We start from the raw sequence: 17,478 nt of genomic DNA, 5'->3' as shown, positions 1-17,478 counted from the left end.
AATGACTAGCGCCATCAAAACCCCAAAAAAGCTGATCGAAGTTGCGCTGCCGTTAGATGCAATCAACGAAGCGGCTGCGCGCGAGAAGTCGATCCGGCATGGGCACCCGAGCACGTTGCACCTTTGGTGGGCACGGCGACCGCTTGCAGCCGCCCGAGCTGTCATCTTCGCTCAAATGGTTAACGATCCATCTTGGAAATGGGAGCTTGAGCATCCTGGCGAGATTCCGCCAAATCACATCAAAGCGAGCTGGGCAGCTAGCCGGAAGCGACTTTTCAATATTATTGAAGAACTCGTAAAATGGGAAAACACCACAAATAAGGAAGTTTTGGACAGGGCTCGATCCGAAATTAGAAAGTCATGGAAAGAAACATGCGAGATCAATCGCGATCATCCGCAGGCTTCATTTATATTTAGCGAAAAAAATCTTCCTGACTTTCACGACCCGTTTGCGGGCGGTGGCGCCTTGCCGCTGGAAGCTCAGCGTCTCGGCTTTGTTGCGCACGCTACAGATTTAAATCCTGTTGCTGTTCTTATCAATAAAGCGATGATCGAGATTCCGCCAAAGTTCGAGGGATGTCCGCCGATCAATCCTGAGGGGCGGAAAAACACCACAGCTTGGGCTGCACAGTGGGAAGGCGCGCAGGGCCTGTCTGATGACGTAAAATACTACGGGACTTGGATGCGTAATGAGGCTCATAGGCGCGTCGGGCATCTATTTAATGATGTAGTGATTACATCCGAGATGGCTCAAGATCGCTCAGATCTGAAGCCGCTGGTTGGAAAAAGTCTGACGGCGATAGCTTGGTTCTGGACACGAACAGTCAGAAGTCCAAATCCGGCCTTTCGGGAGGTTCATGTCCCATTAGCGTCAACCTTCGTCTTATCCAGTGCTTCTGGAAGAGAAGCATACGTTAAGCCAACCCTAGATGGCATGGATTACAGTTTTACCGTTCAAGTGGGAAAAATTCCTCCAGAAGCCATAAATGGAACGAAAATAGGACGAAGCAGCTTCGAATGCATTATGTCAAAGTCGCCGATTAGTCCGGAATACATAAAGTCTGAAGCCTCTGCTGGCCGACTAGGTAGCCGCTTGATGGCAATCGTCGTGGAGGGTGATCGCAGGCGAATGTACATTTCTGCCTCCAAGGGGGATGAGTTGATTGCATCTGGGGCTCAGGCTTCATGGAGGCCTGATCTGCCATTTGCGCATAATTCAAGGCACTTGACGCCTTGGGCTTACGGCCTTGATAACTTTGGTGCCCTGTTCACTAACAGGCAGGCTGCCATTTTGTCCACGTTAACCGCATTGACCCAAGAAGTTATAGATAAAGTAAAGAATGATTGCAAATTTTATGAAAAGAATATAAATAAATATCCTTGGGCCACGACAGATTTCATCCAAAATTATGCAAATGCTATTTCAATATATCTTGCATTTTCGGTTTCTAAGGTTGCCAATATAAACTCTTCTCTCGCGTCTTGGATGAGCGACCGCGGGGCTTTTCGCGAAACATTCGCGCGACAAGCGCTTCCGATGGTATGGGATTTTGCAGAAGCAAATCCTTTTGCTGATGCGGGTGGAAGTATTGCAACTGCTATTGATAAGGGAGCTAAGGCAATAGCGTTTCTGCCAGCTGCCCCGCAATCGTCGGCGAGGCAGGAAGATGCGTCATCACAGAGCACGTCTGCTGGCAAGGTCGTGTCCACTGATCCACCGTATTATGACAACGTACCATACGCGGATCTTTCCGATTTCTTCTATGTTTGGCTACGGAAAAGCCTCAAAGATGTATGTCCAGATCTTTTCAAGACGATAGCTGTTCCAAAATCCGATGAGTTAGTTGCAGATCCTTTTCGTCATGGTGGCAAACTTCAGGCCAACAATTTCTTTCTGGATGGAATGACAAAAGCTATGCGTTGCTTATCAACGCAAGCTCACCCTGCCTTTCCGGTCACCATATATTATGCGGTCAAGCAGGCAGATACGGACAAGGTTTCTGGTACCGCAAGCACAGGTTGGGAGACTTTCTTGGAGGCTGTCGTTAAGTCCGGATTCTATATCACGGGCACATGGCCAGTGCGCACCGAGGGGAGTGGAAGAATTCGAGCTAAAGGTGCCAACGCGTTGGCATCGAGCATTGTGCTCGTCTGCCGCCGACGCAAAGAGGATGCGGAAGTAATCTCACGTCGGACCTTCCAACGAGAGCTCAATCAAGTTCTTCCTGAGGCTCTTGATGAGATGACTCGCGGATCCGGTGATGAGCGATCGCCAGTGGCCCCTGTGGATCTTTCTCAATCAATAATCGGTCCTGGAATGGCGGTTTTTTCTAAGTATGCAGCTGTTCTTGAGGCAGATGGCTCACCGATGACCGTTCAGACAGCATTGCAGTTGATCAATCGCTTTCTCGCGGAGGATGATTTTGATCCTGATACCCAATTCTGTCTTCATTGGTTCGAGCAGTTTGGTTGGAAGGACGGCAGGTTCGGGGAAGCCGACACACTAGCTCGAGCGAAGGGAACCAGCGTTGACGGCGCCAAGCAGGCAGGCGTGCTTTTTGCATCTGGGGGCGTCGTACGCCTGCTGAAATGGATGGACTACCCGTCGGACTGGGATGTTGAGAAGGATGACCGACTGCCAATTTGGGAGGCACTTCACCACCTGATCCGCGTCTTCAAGACGGAAGGCGAGATCGGCGCCGGTCAGGTGCTTTCTGCCATTTCTGGAAAAGCGGAAGCGACCAGGCAACTTGCCTATCGACTTTACACATTGTGTGAGCGAGCGGGCTGGGCAGAGGATGCCCGTGCCTACAATGAAATCGTTACAAGCTGGAGCGCGATCGAATCCGCCGCAGCGGCGGCGCCCAAGGCGCGGCAAACTGATCTGTTTGAGTGAGGGATTATCGATGAAACCGTGGAGAGAGGTCGCTGTTCCTCACCAAGACGTTCTGGAAGGCACCTTCCAGCAATCAGAATTCGCTGCCGACATCACGGCCGTGAATACCGGCAAGGCAAGCCGCGAGTACCAAGATGCCGTCGCGTTCTACGAGCGCACCTTTATTACAGAAGGCATGGCGATGCTGCTCACGCAGGTCGCGCAGCGGCTTGCTGGCAAGGGCGGCGAGCCGGTAGTCCAGCTTCAGACGGCATTCGGCGGCGGCAAGACCCACACCATGCTCGCGGTCTACCACCTTGCCACCCGCAAATGCGCTCTTGCCGAGCTTTCCGGGATACCGGCGCTTGTCGACCGCGCCGGACTGATGGACGTGCCACAGGCGCGCGTTGCCGTGATTGACGGCACCGATCGCGGGCCGAGCCAGCCGCGCATGTATGGCGGTCAGGCCGTGAAGACGCTTTGGGGCGAGCTTGCATGGCAACTTGGCGGCGCTGAAGGCTTTGCGCACGTTGTGGAGGCCGATGCAACCGGGACTTCGCCAGGCAAGGAAGCGCTGCGTGCGCTGCTGGAGCAGTTTTCGCCCTGCGTCGTGCTGATCGACGAGCTTGTCGCCTATGTCCGCCAGTTCCCTGAATCCCAGGCGATCAGCGGCGGCAGCTACGACAGCAACCTGTCCTTCGTGCAGGCGCTGACCGAGGCCGTCAAACTCGTGCCCCGTGCCATCGTGCTCGCATCACTGCCGGAATCGGAAGTAGAGGCCGGCAGCCAGCGCGGCGTTGCGGCACTGCGCGCCTTGGAGAAGACCTTTGGCCGCGTTCAGGCCCTGTGGAAGCCGGTTGCCACAGAGGAGGCGTTCGAGATCGTGCGCCGCCGCTTGTTCGAGCCGGTGCGCGATGAAAAGGCCCGCGAGGAAATCTGCCGGGCGTTCGCCGACGCCTACATTGCCGAGGGCGCGAAGCTTCCCGCCGAAACGCAGGAGCGTCACTATTTTGACCGCCTGCAACAAGCTTATCCGATCCATCCTGAGGTCTTCGACCGGCTTTACGAAGACTGGACGACGATCGACGGATTCCAGCGGACACGCGGCGTCCTCAAGCTCATGGCGAAAGTGATCTTCCGGCTATGGAAGGACGACAACAGGGATTTGCTCATCATGCCAGGCAGTCTGCCCTTGCATGACGGCGGCACCCGCAACGAGCTAACCTATTATCTACCCGCGGGCTGGGATCCCGTCATCGAGCGCGATATCGACGGTGATCGTGCCGAAACCACCGCCCTTGAAAACAAGGAGCCACGTTTCGGACAAGTGGGTGCGGCCCGGCGTATTGCACGCACCATATTCCTGGGCAGTGCGCCTTCATCCGTCGTTTCTAATGTCGCCGCTCGGGGCGTTGACCGTGCTCGTATCATTCTTGGCTGCCTGCAGCCGGGTCAGGCCTCGTCGGTATTCGCAGATGCGCTGAGCCGCCTTGCCGATCGGCTGCATTATTTGAATGCTTCAGGTGACAAGAGCCACGATACGACGCGATTCTGGTTCGACACCCGTGCCAATCTCCGCCGTGAGATGGAAGATCGCAAACGCCGATTTGACGACCATACTGAGGTGCGCGGTATGATTGCCGAGGCCCTCAAGAAAACCGTCGGAAATGCTGCATTCTTTGACGGCGTTCATATCTTCACGCCGCACAGTGATGTGCCAGACGACACGGCTCTGCGGCTCGTCGTGCTGGCACCCGAGTCCTGGTACGCGAGAGATGAGCCTCGCCTCTCTTTCGACGCAGTTCTCGACATAATTGCCAAGAACGGAGCGAAACCGCGTTACCGCGCGAACCGGCTCATCTTTTTGGTTGCAGACCACGGGGCACTTGCTCGCCTCAATGATGCTGCTCGCACGGCGCTGGCCTGGGGGTCCATCGTTGACGATGTGAAGGAAAGCAGGCTCAACATCGACCTACTGCAGAAGAACCAGGCCGAAAAGGAACTAAAGAGCGCGGAAGAGGTGCTGCCGCGCGCTGCGCGCGAATGCTACCGTTGGCTGCTGTGTCCGATGCAGGACGCGCCGACCGATCCAAAGCCTGGAATCGAGGTGTTCACCGTTAACACGGCAGGAGGTTCTGTCGGCAGTGAGATCGAACGGGTTTGCACTGACAACGAGTTGGTCATCTCGACTTGGTCTCCAATCCACCTCCGCGGAAAGCTGAGAGAACTCTACTGGAACGGCGGGGCCAGGTCGGCGAATGCTGCCGCGTTTTTCGAAGACACACTTCGCTATATGTACATGCCTCGCTTGCGCAATCGAGACGTGCTCACTCAGGCGATACGATCAGGCTCAGCAAGCCGCGACTTTTTTGCGACCGCTTACGGAGAGCGCGAAGGCAAGTACGAAGGATTTTCGTTTGGTGGCGGAGAGGCCGTTTTTGACGATACGTTGTTGCTGATCGACCCTGACGCGGCGAAATCATACGAGGAGGCCAACCGTCCGGCAGAGCCGGCCTCACCTGCAGAGCCGGCAACCACTTCCGTTACCAGTGCTCCCCCAGCGGGCGCTCCGCCATCTTCCGAACCAGGAACACAGCCAGCGACACCTCAGCCTACTTCGGTAAAGCCAAAGGTTTTCTATGGGACCGCAGAGATTCCACCAGCGACCGCCAAGATGCACTTGGTCAATCTCGCGGATGAGATCATCGCATTGTTGGCGTCCGATCCAAATGCAAACGTCCGACTGACCGTCGAAATCTCTGCGGAGTTTCCGGATGGTGCGAGCGACAGCATAAAACGAGCCGTCTCAGAGAACGCGAACAGCCTTCGCCTGAAATCCGCAGAGTGGGAGTAGTATCCTCGGGACACGGAAAAGGACCAGCTCCGCCACACGTGTCAGCTCAAACTGACGGTGTGGCGGACACATAGTCGATGGGCAGATCTGGGCGATCTGGTGATTCGTCAAAGCCAGGTGGGTTCATGGTTCTGCAGGTAGTGCTCGACCTTCTCCAGCGTCCGCCGCCGAGGTCGCCTTCCCATTCGCAGGTCCAGCACGAAGCGCGGATCGCCTACTGCCCGTCGCCCGAAGCGGGTGGCAGACATATGGGTATCCTTGAGATGACGCTCGATGCGCTCCAGCAGCTTCATGGCTTACCTCGAATCAGATTTGGCTTGTGTTCTAGTTATGTTCTTATTAGGAAGACTCCATCGAGTCTAGGATGAATTCCTACATGCCACCTGGACCGCCCCTCGAAAGGCGCTGCCGATGGAGAACGTCAGAGAAGAGCTGGATCGCCTGATCCGGCAGAGAAACGTCGGTTATTCCGCGGTTTCGCGGCTGCTCAATCGCAACCCCGCTTATATTCAGCAGTTCATCAAGCGTGGTTCGCCGCGCAAGCTGGACGACGAGGACCGGCGTATCCTTGCCCAGTTTTTCGGGGTCGACGAGCAGGTGCTCGGTGGGCCAGCGCTTCCGGTGCGCGATGGCCTGGTCGAAGTGCCAATTCTGAACGTCGATGCCTCGGCCGGCTTTGGTGCGATCGCGGAAAGCGAGACGGCCCACACCCGGTTTGGCTTTGACGAACGATGGCTGGGGAAGCTGACCCGGGCGAAAGGCCCCAGCCTGTCAATCATCCACGTCCATGGGGAGTCGATGGAGCCCACGCTGCGTGACGGCGACGAGGTCCTGGTCGACTCCTCGGATCAGGGATCGCGCCTGCGTGATGGCATCTATGTGCTGCGCGTCGACGATGCACTGGTGGTGAAACGTGTGACGATCCAGCCAGGCGGACGGCAGATCACGATCTCGAGCGACAATGCCGCCTACCCGACCTGGACCGACGTTGAGCGCGCGTCGATCCATGTGGTCGGTCGGGTCATCTGGTTCGGCCGTTCTGTCTGATCGGCCGCGATCAGATCCCTGCAAATCGCTCTCGGTGGCGGGCCACGAAGTCTGCCCTTGGATGCAGTGATCGATCACGCGGCAACCGGATTTGCTGACCGGCCGGCGGAAACAGCTGCAGAAGCTCGGACGGCACCTTGTTGTGTGACACGAGCAGGCAGAGGTTGTCGTCGAAGGTGATGAGGTGGCGGTCGAACAGCCAATGAGCTGTTGCTGACAAGGCTACCCCGTTCTGGATAATGTCAGGACCGCCATCGGCGACCGACCAGATGTGCGCTGCCTGGGCTTCTGCCTTGCCGCCGCCATTGACGATCCTGAGCCCGGTGACCGCACAGGTGTTCTCGTACGCATCGAGGACATGGTTGCGGAAGTTCGCGTCACGAATCTTGCGGTTGACGAGCATTTGCTCGACCCGCCGCTCCGCGAAGTGATCCTGCAAAAGCAGATCGGTCTCCGGATCGATGCGCGGGGCATCGAGCTCCAGCCGGATCCGGTTTTCGGGATCGAGGGTTTCGGCAAGCCCAGCATTGACGATCGCCACGAAATCTTCGTTCTCGAGCATGCGGACCGACTTGCCGCGCAGGCTTCGCCCGGCATCGCCCGGCTTTGCCATCTCGCGCAGAAACCGCTCGGCAAACCGGCCGCCGCCGTCGCGGTAGGGGACAGGCTGATCGAACTCGAGATAGTCACGGACCCGTGCGTAGAAGTGGCTGGGATCGCTCGGATCGGCATCGATGCGTTCGACGAAGGCCGCGGCGATATAGGCCATTCGCCCGCCAGAGACCCGCGTTTCGCGGTAAACAATCCAGTCGCTCGCGAGCTCTCGCGCAACCGACAGATAATTGCTCGGAAAGTGATACCGCTCGGTGATCGCGTCGTCGTACCGCGAATTGCCGCTGATCTCGAAAACGCCCTTCACAGTCCTGCCCGTAGCCCAAGTCGATAGACACCAGGTTGCCTGGAGAACGCCCCGCCGTCCAGGCTCGAAAGCGAAGAAGTCAGATGCCGATCTCGAAGGGCTTGGTGCGCTCCTTGGTCAGTTCGGGCGGCTTCTTCGAATGATCGTCCTTGGTCGAGGCGCCAGCAGCCAGACCCTTCGCGGCTGCCTGCCGGAGCCGCTCGGTTGCCTCCAACGCCGAAGTCTTTTCGCCGGTGTTGTGGGCCACAGCCTTCCCAAGCTTTTCCGCACTGTCGACCACGAGGGTCAGGTGATCGCGCAGGCGTGTCACGGTCACAAGGAAGGTCTGCTGGTTGGCAAGGTTGCGTTCACGGCTATCCATCACCGCAATCCCGCGATCCGAAGTGAGACCCTGGGCCATATGGGCATTGAGCGCGTAGGCGAGGTCAAGCCGCCTCAGCATCGGGTCCCCTCGCTCGAGTTCATGGCGCAGGCCGGATGACGTCACCAGCGTGACCCGCGCGCCCTCGACCGCTTCAATCCGCGCCTGGTCGGCATTGAACAGGCCACGCCGATGATCATTCTCGGTCCAGCGAATCCGATCGCCGTCATGGATCGAAAGGCGCTTCTCCTCGAACAGCGCGAGCCGATCGTCCTTTTCGCCAGGGCGGATGCGGCTCGGGCGAAGAGTTCGCATTCTGCCCTTGGCATCGCGGAGCCGGACCTCGCGAGATTTGTCGTCGATGCTCTCGACCTTGTATTCGCCGCGCGGGAGACGCTGCTGCTTGTCCGGGCTGCGAACGTCGAGAACCATGCCAGGACGGTAGGCCGAAAGGTATCGGAGTTCCTCTCTGGTCGCATTGACCCGCGAGAGCACGGTCAGGTCCAGCGGGGTCTTGCCGAGCTCGCCATTGGCCTTGAGCCCGCGTTGCACAGCGTCATTGACCGCGCTGCGCAAGAGCCGGCCAGAGGCATAGATCGCGGTCCTATCGCGGTCCTGTGGTGCCAGCGCTAACCATTGCTCGGCAGCAACCAATGCGCTGTCGCCCCTTGTCTCAATCGTCGAGCCTTTGAGATGACCGAGGGCGGTGTGTACGTCGCCCGATTGAGCAGCGGTCTGGGCGAGACGCAGCTGCGGGTCCCGGCCGCGCAGGTTGGTGGTCATGTCTGCGCGCGCGATGCCCGCCTTCTGGACGAGATCGAAGGGTTTGCCCGCGTCGACCGCGCCGAGCTGGCGCGTATCGCCCACAAGGACAAGCCGCCGGACACCGGCAAGGTTGCCCAGCGTCACCAGGCGCTCCTTGTCGTGGTTCGAGACCATCGAAGCTTCGTCTAGGACCAAGACCCGGTCGGCCAGCTCTTCCTTCGCCTTAGCCTGAAGACCGGCATGGCCGGGGTCTTCCAGGAGCGGCGCCCAGTTCTTGAGCAGCCGAGCCAAGGTCATCGACGTGATGCCGGTATCGCGCTCCAGCATCTGCACCAGGGTGTTCTGGACGGCGAGCCCGATGATCTCCTTGCCCTCCTCACCGAGGATCTGTGCCACGGGCTTCAGGACACTGCTCTTACCGGCACCTGCTACACCCTGGATGGCGATCGTCCGGTGGGTCGATGACAGGATCAGGCGCGCAGCCCCCTCCTGGCCAGTATTGAGGTCGATACCGTGATTGATGGCAGCGACGGCCTTGACCCGTGCACCTGCTTCATTGCTGTCGAGAAGGGGCGCAACAGCGTCCCTCCCGGCTTCGACGGCAGCGAGAATGCGATGCTCACTAGCAACGGCATCGCGCGAGGTTAGCCAGCCCTTATGTTCTCCCGACCCTGGAACGAGATCGCCCGAACGCACCAGCGCATTTACCCGCGTTTCGACGGCCGCGATTGTTGTGGGTAGCCCAAAGTCCAGCGCTGCTTTGTACAGCGCCTCACGCGGAAAGGCTGCTTCGCGCTGCGAGAGGTGGCGCACGGCAGAGGCCGTTGCCTGGGCGGCGGCAACGGTTTCGCGGTCCTGCTTGAGCACGTGAGCCGGGATTAGCGGATCGGCAGGATTGCCCTTGATTCGCTCGGCAAAGTCCCGAAGCCACGCCTTGCCGCGCTCGATCAGGCTGGTGCCGGATGCGGGCGTGCGAGATGCTGGATTTGCGAGGGTCTGCGCCTGTTCAACCATCGCCGGCAGGTCGAGGCCTGCGGCCTGGGCATGGCCTTGCCAGCCCGACAAAAGTGCGCCCCTGTCGGCGACGGCCTGCTTGGCGCTGCGGGTGTCGAGGGCAGCAATCTTGCCAGCTTCAAGCCCGGGGCCCCGCCGCGCGTCGAGCACTTCCTGGCGCCGCGTGGAAAAGGCCATTACCTGCTCGCGTGTAAAGCCGGCAGCCTCGAAATTGCCATGCTTACCAACGGGCCCTACCGCATAGCCGAGCTTCTCGACCGAGAGACGGAAGCGCGCCATCGTCATGCTGTTGAGGAGCGTGTTGAGCGACCAGAGCCGGTCGTTCTTCAATGTTCGCCATTTGCCATCGGCACCTTTCGTGGCGTTCGCGACTACGGCATGGAAGTGGAGATTGGGCTCCTGGTTCCGGTTCGTATCGTGCTGAAACAGCGCCACCGTGAGGTTGCCGGTCTGAACCGTGCGCACCTTCCCGTTTTCGACGAGGCGCGTTTCGGCCCATCGCAGCGTCTCGATTACCGCTTCGCGATAGGCTTCGATAATCCGCTTGTCGCCGCCAACGAGCGCGAGAACCGACCAACTCTTGGGTAGCGAGAAAGTGAGGTCGGTCCCGGCACGGTGCTGGTTTTCGTGGCCGACCCTGGTTCCGTCGGGGAGTTCACCTTTGAGGAGCTTGTCGAAGACCGCGGCATCAACTTCTCGGGAAAGGCCCAGCGCCGCGGCGCCTGATCCCACCCATTGACCAGATCGGTCGGCGTCCGCGCTCGCGTAGTAGTTGTCGGCAGCAAAGTAGCTGGCCGCGCCTGAGGCTGACCTGACATTGGCAACCGAAAGCATGGATCCAGATCCTTCAAGCAAGGTGCCCCCTTGCTTTGCGGCCCTCAAAGATCGGGTTCGTAGAAGTCCTGTTCGCCGCTCTCGATGCCGCCTTCGAGCAAGTCCCGCTCGGCCCGTTCGCGAGGATGTTGTCGCTCGTTCGGCCGCTCGATCGGCTGCGGCTTGAGATCGCCCGAACCGGGCTTGTCTCCTGGTATGGGTGCCTTCTCATCAGGGGATGACTGCGCCCCGTCGGTAGCTTCACTCCTGCCAGAGAGAAGCGGTCCTGGAGGCAGTGTCGCAGCTGTTCCGCCCGCCGCGGTGGCTTCGGTGGCTGCCTCACCCTTGCTCTCATCAAGCGCTCCCCGCACCTCATGGGAAAGCGTGGCTCGGGGCTGTTCGTCGCCCTTCTGGCTTGCCTCGTCGGGCGTGGGCCTCACGCCCTTCAGGTCGAGCTTCAACTGCCGGGGAGCGACCGGCTTGCCGGCACCATCGTCATTCGCGGCCGGCGCACCTTCGGCGGGTTTGGATCGCGATGCAGGCGAAGACGTGCCCGCTGCGGCTCCCTCATCCCTGGCAGTCGGCTGGCGGCCAGGTTCGGATGCTCGCGCAATGAACCCTTCTGCCAACCGGGGTAAACGGCGCGGCACCAGGGTCACCGGAGCGGCCGGGAATCCGTCCGGGAACTTGAGGTAGCCGGAGAGCCGCGGCAGGTTCATGAACTGGTCCGGAAGGAGCAGTGGTTCGATCTGACGCCGAGGGGTCAGGCTGACGGCGTCGCGAGCATTATTGTAACCGTAGCTGTACCCTTCCTCCATGTCGCGCACCTGGCGATGACCGATGAAATCGGAGCACCAGGTGGCTGTCTCCCGGTCTGCGGTTGCAAGAATGAGTTTGCTTCGAGCCAGCGAGGACAGGGTCATCGCCATGTTCTCGCCGTAGACCTCCTTGAGCTTGGCAAAGGCATGGACGCCGGTGACGATCGCGCCGCCGAAATTGCGGGCGGTCTGGAGCCCTTTCTCCAGTGCCGGCAGCCGGTGCAAGGCTCCCAGTTCGTCGACCAGGAACCAGATCCTGAGATCCGGGGTGCGTTCCATGGTCATCAGCGTGTTCATCGCAGTGTCGAGCCACAAGGTGAGCAGCTGCGAACAGATCGACATGTCGACATAGCGCGCCGAGAGGAACAGGATCGATCCCGGAGCGGATATGCCTCGAGTCCAGTCCCGCACCGAGAAGCGCGGACTATTGTTGGGCAGCAACTTGAGTGCCTTGGCATTTGCGTTGAACACGGCCCGGATCGACTCCGCCATGCGCGCCGCTTCGGGAGCGGTCAGCGGGTCGGCCATAGTGCCGCGCATGAGCTTGTGGACCTGCGCCAGGTCCGCCGTCATCAGACGGGTGGCGAGCGCGTGGTTGGTGGCCTGCCCGGTGCGCTGGAGATGCAGGCACATCTCGACGAAGAGCATGCGGGCGGCGAGCACCCAGAACTGCTCCGAGCCGCCACCGTCGTGTGGAACGAGTGCTTCGGCCGCTGCGTGGAATTCGCCTTCGCTGGTGCAGTCATGGAACACGCTCCAGGTAGGACAGCGGGCATCGAGCGGGTTCAGGATGATGTCGCGCTCGGGGTCGTAAAAGGCCTCAATGAACGCTCCGGTGAGATCGAAAACCACCGCGCGTTGCCCACGCGCCCGGGCCTCGGCGAGGAGCTGGCTCAGGGCCACGGTCTTGCCGGTGCCAGTTGTGCCAATAAGCATCGTATGGCTCTGCTCGAGGCGCCAAGGCCAGGACACGCCAGCGAGATGAGCCGGGCTGTAAAAGCCTGCCTCTTCGGTTGCTGCAGCGCCTGCCAGACGCCATTTCCAGCCCAGCGCGGCTTGCAGTTCGCGGGCACGTTCGGCGTGATTGTGCCGGTCAATCTCCACTTCGAGTTCGTCCAGCGTGACGAGCATCGCCCCGCGCTCGTGCTTGCGCTCTTTGGACTTGCCGCCGAACCGTTCGGCGAACCACCAAAAGGCAGTGAAGGCAGGGACGAGGATGAGCGCAGACAGGCCCATGCCGCGCCGGAGAGCGGCACCGAGCGCAGATATGGCCTCACGCATTGGAGGAAAGTCGCGAACGACGTTGAATGGCAGGCGGACGGTGCCGCCACCGGCCAGTTTCAGCTCCACCAGCTTGCCGGGATCGAACTCCATGAAGGCGTAGCCCGAAGCATAGAGATGCATCCATGCCAGGTAGATTTGGTGGTCGGTAAGCGCCGTGGTCACCTCCCAATAGGAGAGCCAGGCGGCGACAATGAAAGTCACCAAGAGCGGCCCTTTGAGTCCGGCCGCAAACATGAAGCCGAAGTGGCCGAGGAGCTGGCTGCCGCGCGTGAAGTTGAGGAGATTACGCTTCATCGCTGCCTCCCTCGGGTGCGGAGGCGCTGAGCCCGAGCCGGGCGAGCCTGCGATTGTAGGCCTCGTGTGTTCGCTGCCGCAACGAGCCATCAGTATGGCTGGCCAGGAGCGCTTCGAGGGCTACCGTGATGAACAGGTTTTGCCGTACCGGGTCGAGGGCGCCAGGCCGCTTTCGCGCTTCGTTTTCACGCTGCCAGGCATCGACCAGCTGATCGCGAATGACGATGCTGACGGAGACCTGCTGGTCCCGGGCTTTGCCCTTGATCCAGTCAGCAAGTGGGCGGGGTACGTAGGTCTGAAGACTGAGATACCGATCCATGTTCTGGGGTCCAATTGACCCTTGCGAACCTGGTTCGATCTTGCGGAAGACAGCGAAGAGAATAAATCAGGAACATTGACGCGTCAATTGCGATAAACTGAGGCTACTTCAGAGAGTTAGGCGGTTTCAATTTGCGCATAAATCGCGAATCTAAGGCATGCTTCATCCTCAAATTGGTTTGACACCAGCCCGAAACCTCAGCGTATCACACTGATATGCCTATACTAAATCCGGCAGTGTCACTGCGTACGGTGTGCTCAGTCTACCAAGCTGCGAGAGGGTGATCCGGTCACTTCGCCGAACATTCTGGAGGGGTTGAATAGCCTCGATAGCGCGGAGCCAAAGCGCGTGCGGGCGCCGATGCCCGCACTCCGCTCGTCGCAACTGATCCCGAGCGGAAACGAACCAACGGCGAGCAAAATAAAAGGGCAGGAACCGCTCCCGGCTCCCATCCTTTTCCGGCGTCAGAATTCATCCAGCATCGACCCGTGGATCGTATGGACGACACGCGCCGCCAGGTGTGCCGGCAGAGCGCAATAGTCGCCTTCATCGAGCGCGACATATCCGAGCTCTTCGTCTGCCACGATGTGCTGATCGAAGTAGCTGTGCAGTGCCCGGCGTTCGGCGAGTTCCAGGGCCTCGAAGTAGCTGCGAGATGAAGCTGTGCAAGGTGTGAAATAAGCCATGATGATCCTCCTGAGGTTGTCGAGAACGACGGGAGTAAGTGCGATGTTCGTGTGCATGCCGGGTCAGGGACCGCGCTCCTGCGCGGCCGCGTCAGCGGCGGTGGGGGAAACGATTTTGTCGGGGGAGGGATTCATCCCTTCTCCGGCAAAATGGTGGGGCCCCGCCGTCCTTGAGACGGCATGTGGACGGACATCATGCTGGGCATTCCGTGAGCCAGCCCCTCTACCCTCACGACCTGCACTGAACGGCTGTGGGCGGGTGCCCTTTTCTTGTTTTCCTACACCCCGCACGCGGTGGCAGAAGGGTTCTTGAGGGACCACAAACCAAGGGGGTGGAAAGGACTGACATGCCCCGCAAGAACAATCCGGTCGATGCCTTGAAGAAGCTCAGGGAACAGCGTGACGAACTCGCCGCCAGGGAAGCGAAGCTCCGTGAAGAAGCCGCTCTCGTCCTCGGCCAAATCCTGATCGAGTGCGGTGCAGAGACGATCGAACCTGCCCAGCTACGACAGATCGTCCGCGCATCGATGGCGCTCGGGATCGAGGAAACGCTGAAGCGGATTGCTCCCGCGTAAAGCCCACCCTGTGGCGGCAAGGGGTTCGATGCCCCGCGCCGCCGCATCGCCGGCGTACAAAAGAAAAGGCCCCGATGGCGTCTGCCACCGGGGCCTTGTTGCAGGATGAGGCCATTCAGTCCTCATCGATATCGGGAGCCCCCTCGTTGCTGCCGGAGCGGCCCTTGGTGAGGAAGTCGACCTTGTCGGCGATGATCTCGCAGCCGTAGCGCTTGGTGCCGCTCTGATCTTCCCACTGGGTGTAGTGGATGCGCCCTTCGACCGTCACGAGTTGGCCCTTGGTGCAATACTTGGCCACATTCTGGCCGAGGCCGTTGAAGCAGGTGATCCGGTGGAATTCGCTGTCCTTGGCGGTGTAGCCGTTTTCATCCTTGTAGGTCTTGCCATCCTTGCGGGCTGGACGGTCGGTCACGACCGAGATCGAGGTGATGCTGGTTCCACCCTGGGTGGTGCGGGTTTCGGGGTCGCGAGCGATGCGGCCAACGAGGATAACGAGATTGGTCATGGGCTTTCTCCTGATCGAGCAATCCGGGTCCATCCCGGCTGCAAACCCGAGCAGAAGCGCCCCATGGCGAAGCGCACCGAAGGGGAACCCGGAACTGGTTCGGGTGGAGCGGGCAGCCGGGCACGCAGCATCGCGCCGAAAAGTGGGAACCGGTTTTCGGCACCAGCGATGCGCAAAATCGTGCCCGGCAACTCGGCCGGACCTGATCCGGGTTGCGCGTCTCGACGGGGGGTGATTCAGGGACAGGTTTGTATCGAAGCCGGGTGGAGCTGGATGCCGTGGACAGGGTTGCCCTGCCTCGTGTTGCTCCGGTTTTGGTCGGATCATGCCCCCGCCAGCCCTCCACCCGAGAACCCCATCTCAGATCACGGTACGGACCGCTCCTCCAGCAGGTGGCGCACTCCTGGACGCAACTGCTTCGCCGGGGGCAGGCATATCAATCGTCAGCCCTTCAACGCGGTCCAGAGGGTTGCCTCGCAGCATCCAAGCCTGCGGCGTGATCAAGCGCGCCCAGTCAGCAAAGGAGGGGATCGCGCCCAAGTCTTCGCGCACGTGCTGCTCGCCGACCAGACGCACCGGAACGAGCCGGCCATCGGCGTTGACGAGGGTTTCGCCGAAGATCACCTCCAGCATGAATATCCCCTCGGCATGGTGTCGCAGCGCGCGGTGACGAGGGTCTGCCAGGATTGCCTTGGACTGGTCGAACCACTGGTGCAGCGGGAGATAGTCATCGACCGTGCCGCCCCATTTCCGGACCGACGAGAGGGCGTGGTAATAGCAATGGGCCATGCCAAGTCTCCTAGAGTTCGGTCGAGTGATCATCGGTCGCGGTGAAGCGCAGGCTGCAGTCGAGCACGAAGGTCGCTTCAGCAACATCGATCACCAGTTCGCCGCAGGCACCGTCGTTGATCTCCCAGCCAGGATGGTGACGTTCGAGCGCCAGGTAGGTCAGCTGTTCGAGTGCCCGCCCGAGTGATTGCGGCTCTCTGGAACCGGTACGATCAACGCTGTCTGCTTCGCCTTCCAAGAGGGTCACATCCGGGCACGGGATCCCCGCGCCGGCTGCATCGAGGCATGCACATTCTTCAACGGCACCGCTGTCGCCGCAGCCATCAAAGCGGATCTCGACACGGGCGATGCCGGCATCCTGCAAGCGCGGAAGAATGGCGACCTTGAGCTGCTGAACCTCTTCCGCAACCTGCATCTGCCGCTCGGCCTGGCGAACGGCAAAGTCGGCCATCACGGCCTCGATATCGATCATGGAATACCTCCTGTAGAAAGGAGCCATCGACCATTCGCTGGCTCCAAACCACAGGCGCGCGCCTTTCCTCTGACGGACGACGCCAGCGCCGACCCGGCGCTGGCGCGAGGACTGGCATGACCTCAGTCAGTGGCTGCCGAAGTACTCTTCGGATTGGTGCCAAGGGGCCCGCGCCGATCGACCACGGTGATCCGACGGGCCTTGGCTTCGATAACCAGACGTTCGAGCACGCCATTGCCTGGAAAGGCGATGACGTAGCGCGGATCGAGGGAGAGCATCCGCTCGTTGCGCTTGAAGCCGGCACGAGCGCCCAGCCGCATGTCGAGCGAGAACGTGACCTGCGGAATGCCGCGACGTTCCGCCCAGCTCGATGCCAGGCGATCGACGCCCTTGGTGTCGCCGCCATGGATGAGCACCATGTCCGGCACGCGGTCGCGGACCTTGTCGAGCGTGGCCCAGACATTGTTGCCGAAGGTCAGCGCATCGTCTTCGGTAGCATGACGGGTGCGCCCGCCAGCGAACACGACCGGGGTTCCTTCGGGCACGGCCGCACGGCGCTTTGCCTCGGCGCGGGCGCGCAGGAAATCCCGGCCTTCGACGAGCGCGGACGTCAGCATTGCACTGTGGTTGAAGCGCGAGCTGGAGACGGGCTTCCAGGAGGAACCGAACTCGTTGAGGTAGAGGCCTGCTGCGACCTCGCGCATCTCTTCGAGCGCCAGCATCGCGCTTTCAGCGCATTGCGCCCGCTCGACCTGGGTCTCCAGGTCATGGGTGTGGACCTCGGATCCGTCAGCCGTCGCAATCAGCGCGCGGACCTCATCGGTCGCGCGGTCGAGGGCCGTTGATTTGCGTTCCGCCGAGCGGTGAAAGATGTTGACGAAGGCCCAGCCGAGATCCTCGGCGTCGGCTTCAAGAGCGGTCCCCGACACCATGGCGAAGAGATCGGACCAGACCGCTTCGAGGGTTTGGACAACAGCCTCCCGGACCGGGAAATCGGTTGTCGATACGGGAGCAGGACCGATGGAAAAGCCGGCAAGATCGAGCCCGGCGAGTTGATCGGCAAATGACGTGTGCATGGGGAAGTCCTC

The 17,478-nt window shown here is 60.3% G+C and carries 14 protein-coding genes; 4 read left to right on the top strand and 10 right to left on the bottom strand.

Features of this window, described 5'->3' with window-relative positions; translation table 11 throughout:
• Position 1 precedes the first annotated feature (1 nt).
• Together HGI47_RS12590 and HGI47_RS12585 are read left to right on the top strand one after the other, a co-directional pair.
• Complete coding sequence (locus HGI47_RS12590; protein ID WP_168853123.1) at positions 2 to 2,896, top strand: DUF1156 domain-containing protein; 2,895 nt, start codon at positions 2 to 4, stop codon at positions 2,894 to 2,896.
• Between the two features lie 10 nt (positions 2,897 to 2,906).
• On the top strand, positions 2,907 to 5,729 hold the full coding sequence (locus HGI47_RS12585; RefSeq protein ID WP_168853122.1) for an ATP-binding protein: 2,823 nt from the start codon (positions 2,907 to 2,909) through the stop codon (positions 5,727 to 5,729).
• A gap of 107 nt (positions 5,730 to 5,836) precedes the next feature.
• Here the strand turns inward: HGI47_RS12585 and HGI47_RS12580 are convergent, their stop codons facing one another.
• On the bottom strand, positions 5,837 to 6,022 hold the full coding sequence (locus HGI47_RS12580) for a hypothetical protein (RefSeq protein ID WP_168853121.1): 186 nt from the start codon (positions 6,020 to 6,022) through the stop codon (positions 5,837 to 5,839).
• A 118-nt stretch (positions 6,023 to 6,140) separates the two neighbouring features.
• On the opposite strand from HGI47_RS12580, the gene HGI47_RS12575 reads away from it, so the two are divergent.
• Positions 6,141 to 6,776: a S24 family peptidase gene (locus tag HGI47_RS12575; protein ID WP_070156243.1), complete on the top strand. Its 636-nt coding sequence runs from the start codon at positions 6,141 to 6,143 to the stop codon at positions 6,774 to 6,776.
• Positions 6,777 to 6,786: 10 nt separating this feature from the next.
• Here HGI47_RS12575 and HGI47_RS23095 read toward each other — a convergent pair whose 3' ends face one another.
• The 5 genes from HGI47_RS23095 to HGI47_RS12550 form a co-directional block, all read right to left on the bottom strand.
• The gene (locus HGI47_RS23095; protein WP_168853120.1) at positions 6,787 to 7,695 is read right to left on the bottom strand and encodes an HNH endonuclease; all 909 of its coding nucleotides are present in this window, start codon (positions 7,693 to 7,695) and stop codon (positions 6,787 to 6,789) included.
• A gap of 79 nt (positions 7,696 to 7,774) precedes the next feature.
• Positions 7,775 to 10,669, bottom strand: coding sequence for a MobF family relaxase (mobF, locus tag HGI47_RS12565; RefSeq protein WP_168853119.1), 2,895 nt, complete (start codon positions 10,667 to 10,669; stop codon positions 7,775 to 7,777).
• Between the two features lie 44 nt (positions 10,670 to 10,713).
• Complete coding sequence (locus tag HGI47_RS12560) at positions 10,714 to 13,044, bottom strand: type IV secretion system DNA-binding domain-containing protein (protein ID WP_168853118.1); 2,331 nt, start codon at positions 13,042 to 13,044, stop codon at positions 10,714 to 10,716.
• Positions 13,034 to 13,363 (bottom strand): hypothetical protein, encoded by a 330-nt coding sequence (locus HGI47_RS12555; RefSeq protein WP_168853117.1) that lies wholly within the window; start codon positions 13,361 to 13,363, stop codon positions 13,034 to 13,036. The genes HGI47_RS12560 and HGI47_RS12555 overlap by 11 nt, the downstream gene beginning before the upstream one ends.
• Positions 13,364 to 13,827: 464 nt before the next feature.
• Positions 13,828 to 14,049: a hypothetical protein gene (locus tag HGI47_RS12550; RefSeq protein WP_168853116.1), complete on the bottom strand. Its 222-nt coding sequence runs from the start codon at positions 14,047 to 14,049 to the stop codon at positions 13,828 to 13,830.
• A 347-nt stretch (positions 14,050 to 14,396) separates the two neighbouring features.
• On the opposite strand from HGI47_RS12550, the gene HGI47_RS12545 reads away from it, so the two are divergent.
• A complete protein-coding gene (locus tag HGI47_RS12545; protein ID WP_168853115.1) occupies positions 14,397 to 14,624 on the top strand; it encodes a DUF6437 family protein in 228 nt (75 codons plus the stop codon).
• Between the two features lie 115 nt (positions 14,625 to 14,739).
• Here HGI47_RS12545 and HGI47_RS12540 read toward each other — a convergent pair whose 3' ends face one another.
• The 4 genes from HGI47_RS12540 to HGI47_RS12525 form a co-directional block, all read right to left on the bottom strand.
• Complete coding sequence (locus tag HGI47_RS12540) at positions 14,740 to 15,129, bottom strand: single-stranded DNA-binding protein (RefSeq protein ID WP_007688363.1); 390 nt, start codon at positions 15,127 to 15,129, stop codon at positions 14,740 to 14,742.
• A gap of 360 nt (positions 15,130 to 15,489) precedes the next feature.
• The gene (locus HGI47_RS12535; RefSeq protein WP_168853114.1) at positions 15,490 to 15,918 is read right to left on the bottom strand and encodes a hypothetical protein; all 429 of its coding nucleotides are present in this window, start codon (positions 15,916 to 15,918) and stop codon (positions 15,490 to 15,492) included.
• 10 nt (positions 15,919 to 15,928) lie between these two features.
• The gene (locus HGI47_RS12530) at positions 15,929 to 16,390 is read right to left on the bottom strand and encodes a DUF6878 family protein (RefSeq protein WP_168853113.1); all 462 of its coding nucleotides are present in this window, start codon (positions 16,388 to 16,390) and stop codon (positions 15,929 to 15,931) included.
• A gap of 122 nt (positions 16,391 to 16,512) precedes the next feature.
• Positions 16,513 to 17,466: a DUF2493 domain-containing protein gene (locus HGI47_RS12525; protein WP_168853112.1), complete on the bottom strand. Its 954-nt coding sequence runs from the start codon at positions 17,464 to 17,466 to the stop codon at positions 16,513 to 16,515.
• Positions 17,467 to 17,478 lie beyond the last annotated feature (12 nt).

Origin of the sequence: Novosphingobium sp. ERN07 (genome assembly GCF_012641335.1) — a bacterium.
Taxonomy (GTDB): domain Bacteria; phylum Pseudomonadota; class Alphaproteobacteria; order Sphingomonadales; family Sphingomonadaceae; genus Novosphingobium.
The sequence above is the reverse complement of the archived record's forward strand: the minus strand, read 5'-3'. Positions and strand labels throughout refer to the sequence as shown.

Bases quoted from the DNA above. Each gene is read 5' to 3' on its own strand.
- HGI47_RS12590 (WP_168853123.1), top strand. From the start codon at position 2: ATGACTAGCGCCATCAAAACCCCAAAAAAGCTGATCGAAGTTGCGCTG.
- HGI47_RS12585 (WP_168853122.1), top strand. From the start codon at position 2,907: ATGAAACCGTGGAGAGAGGTCGCTGTTCCTCACCAAGACGTTCTGGAA.
- HGI47_RS12580 (WP_168853121.1), bottom strand. From the start codon at position 6,022: ATGAAGCTGCTGGAGCGCATCGAGCGTCATCTCAAGGATACCCATATG.
- HGI47_RS12575 (WP_070156243.1), top strand. From the start codon at position 6,141: ATGGAGAACGTCAGAGAAGAGCTGGATCGCCTGATCCGGCAGAGAAAC.
- mobF (WP_168853119.1), bottom strand. From the start codon at position 10,669: ATGCTTTCGGTTGCCAATGTCAGGTCAGCCTCAGGCGCGGCCAGCTAC.
- HGI47_RS12560 (WP_168853118.1), bottom strand. From the start codon at position 13,044: ATGAAGCGTAATCTCCTCAACTTCACGCGCGGCAGCCAGCTCCTCGGC.
- HGI47_RS12555 (WP_168853117.1), bottom strand. From the start codon at position 13,363: ATGGATCGGTATCTCAGTCTTCAGACCTACGTACCCCGCCCACTTGCT.
- HGI47_RS12550 (WP_168853116.1), bottom strand. From the start codon at position 14,049: ATGGCTTATTTCACACCTTGCACAGCTTCATCTCGCAGCTACTTCGAG.
- HGI47_RS12545 (WP_168853115.1), top strand. From the start codon at position 14,397: ATGCCCCGCAAGAACAATCCGGTCGATGCCTTGAAGAAGCTCAGGGAA.
- HGI47_RS12540 (WP_007688363.1), bottom strand. From the start codon at position 15,129: ATGACCAATCTCGTTATCCTCGTTGGCCGCATCGCTCGCGACCCCGAA.
- HGI47_RS12535 (WP_168853114.1), bottom strand. From the start codon at position 15,918: ATGGCCCATTGCTATTACCACGCCCTCTCGTCGGTCCGGAAATGGGGC.
- HGI47_RS12530 (WP_168853113.1), bottom strand. From the start codon at position 16,390: ATGATCGATATCGAGGCCGTGATGGCCGACTTTGCCGTTCGCCAGGCC.
- HGI47_RS12525 (WP_168853112.1), bottom strand. From the start codon at position 17,466: ATGCACACGTCATTTGCCGATCAACTCGCCGGGCTCGATCTTGCCGGC.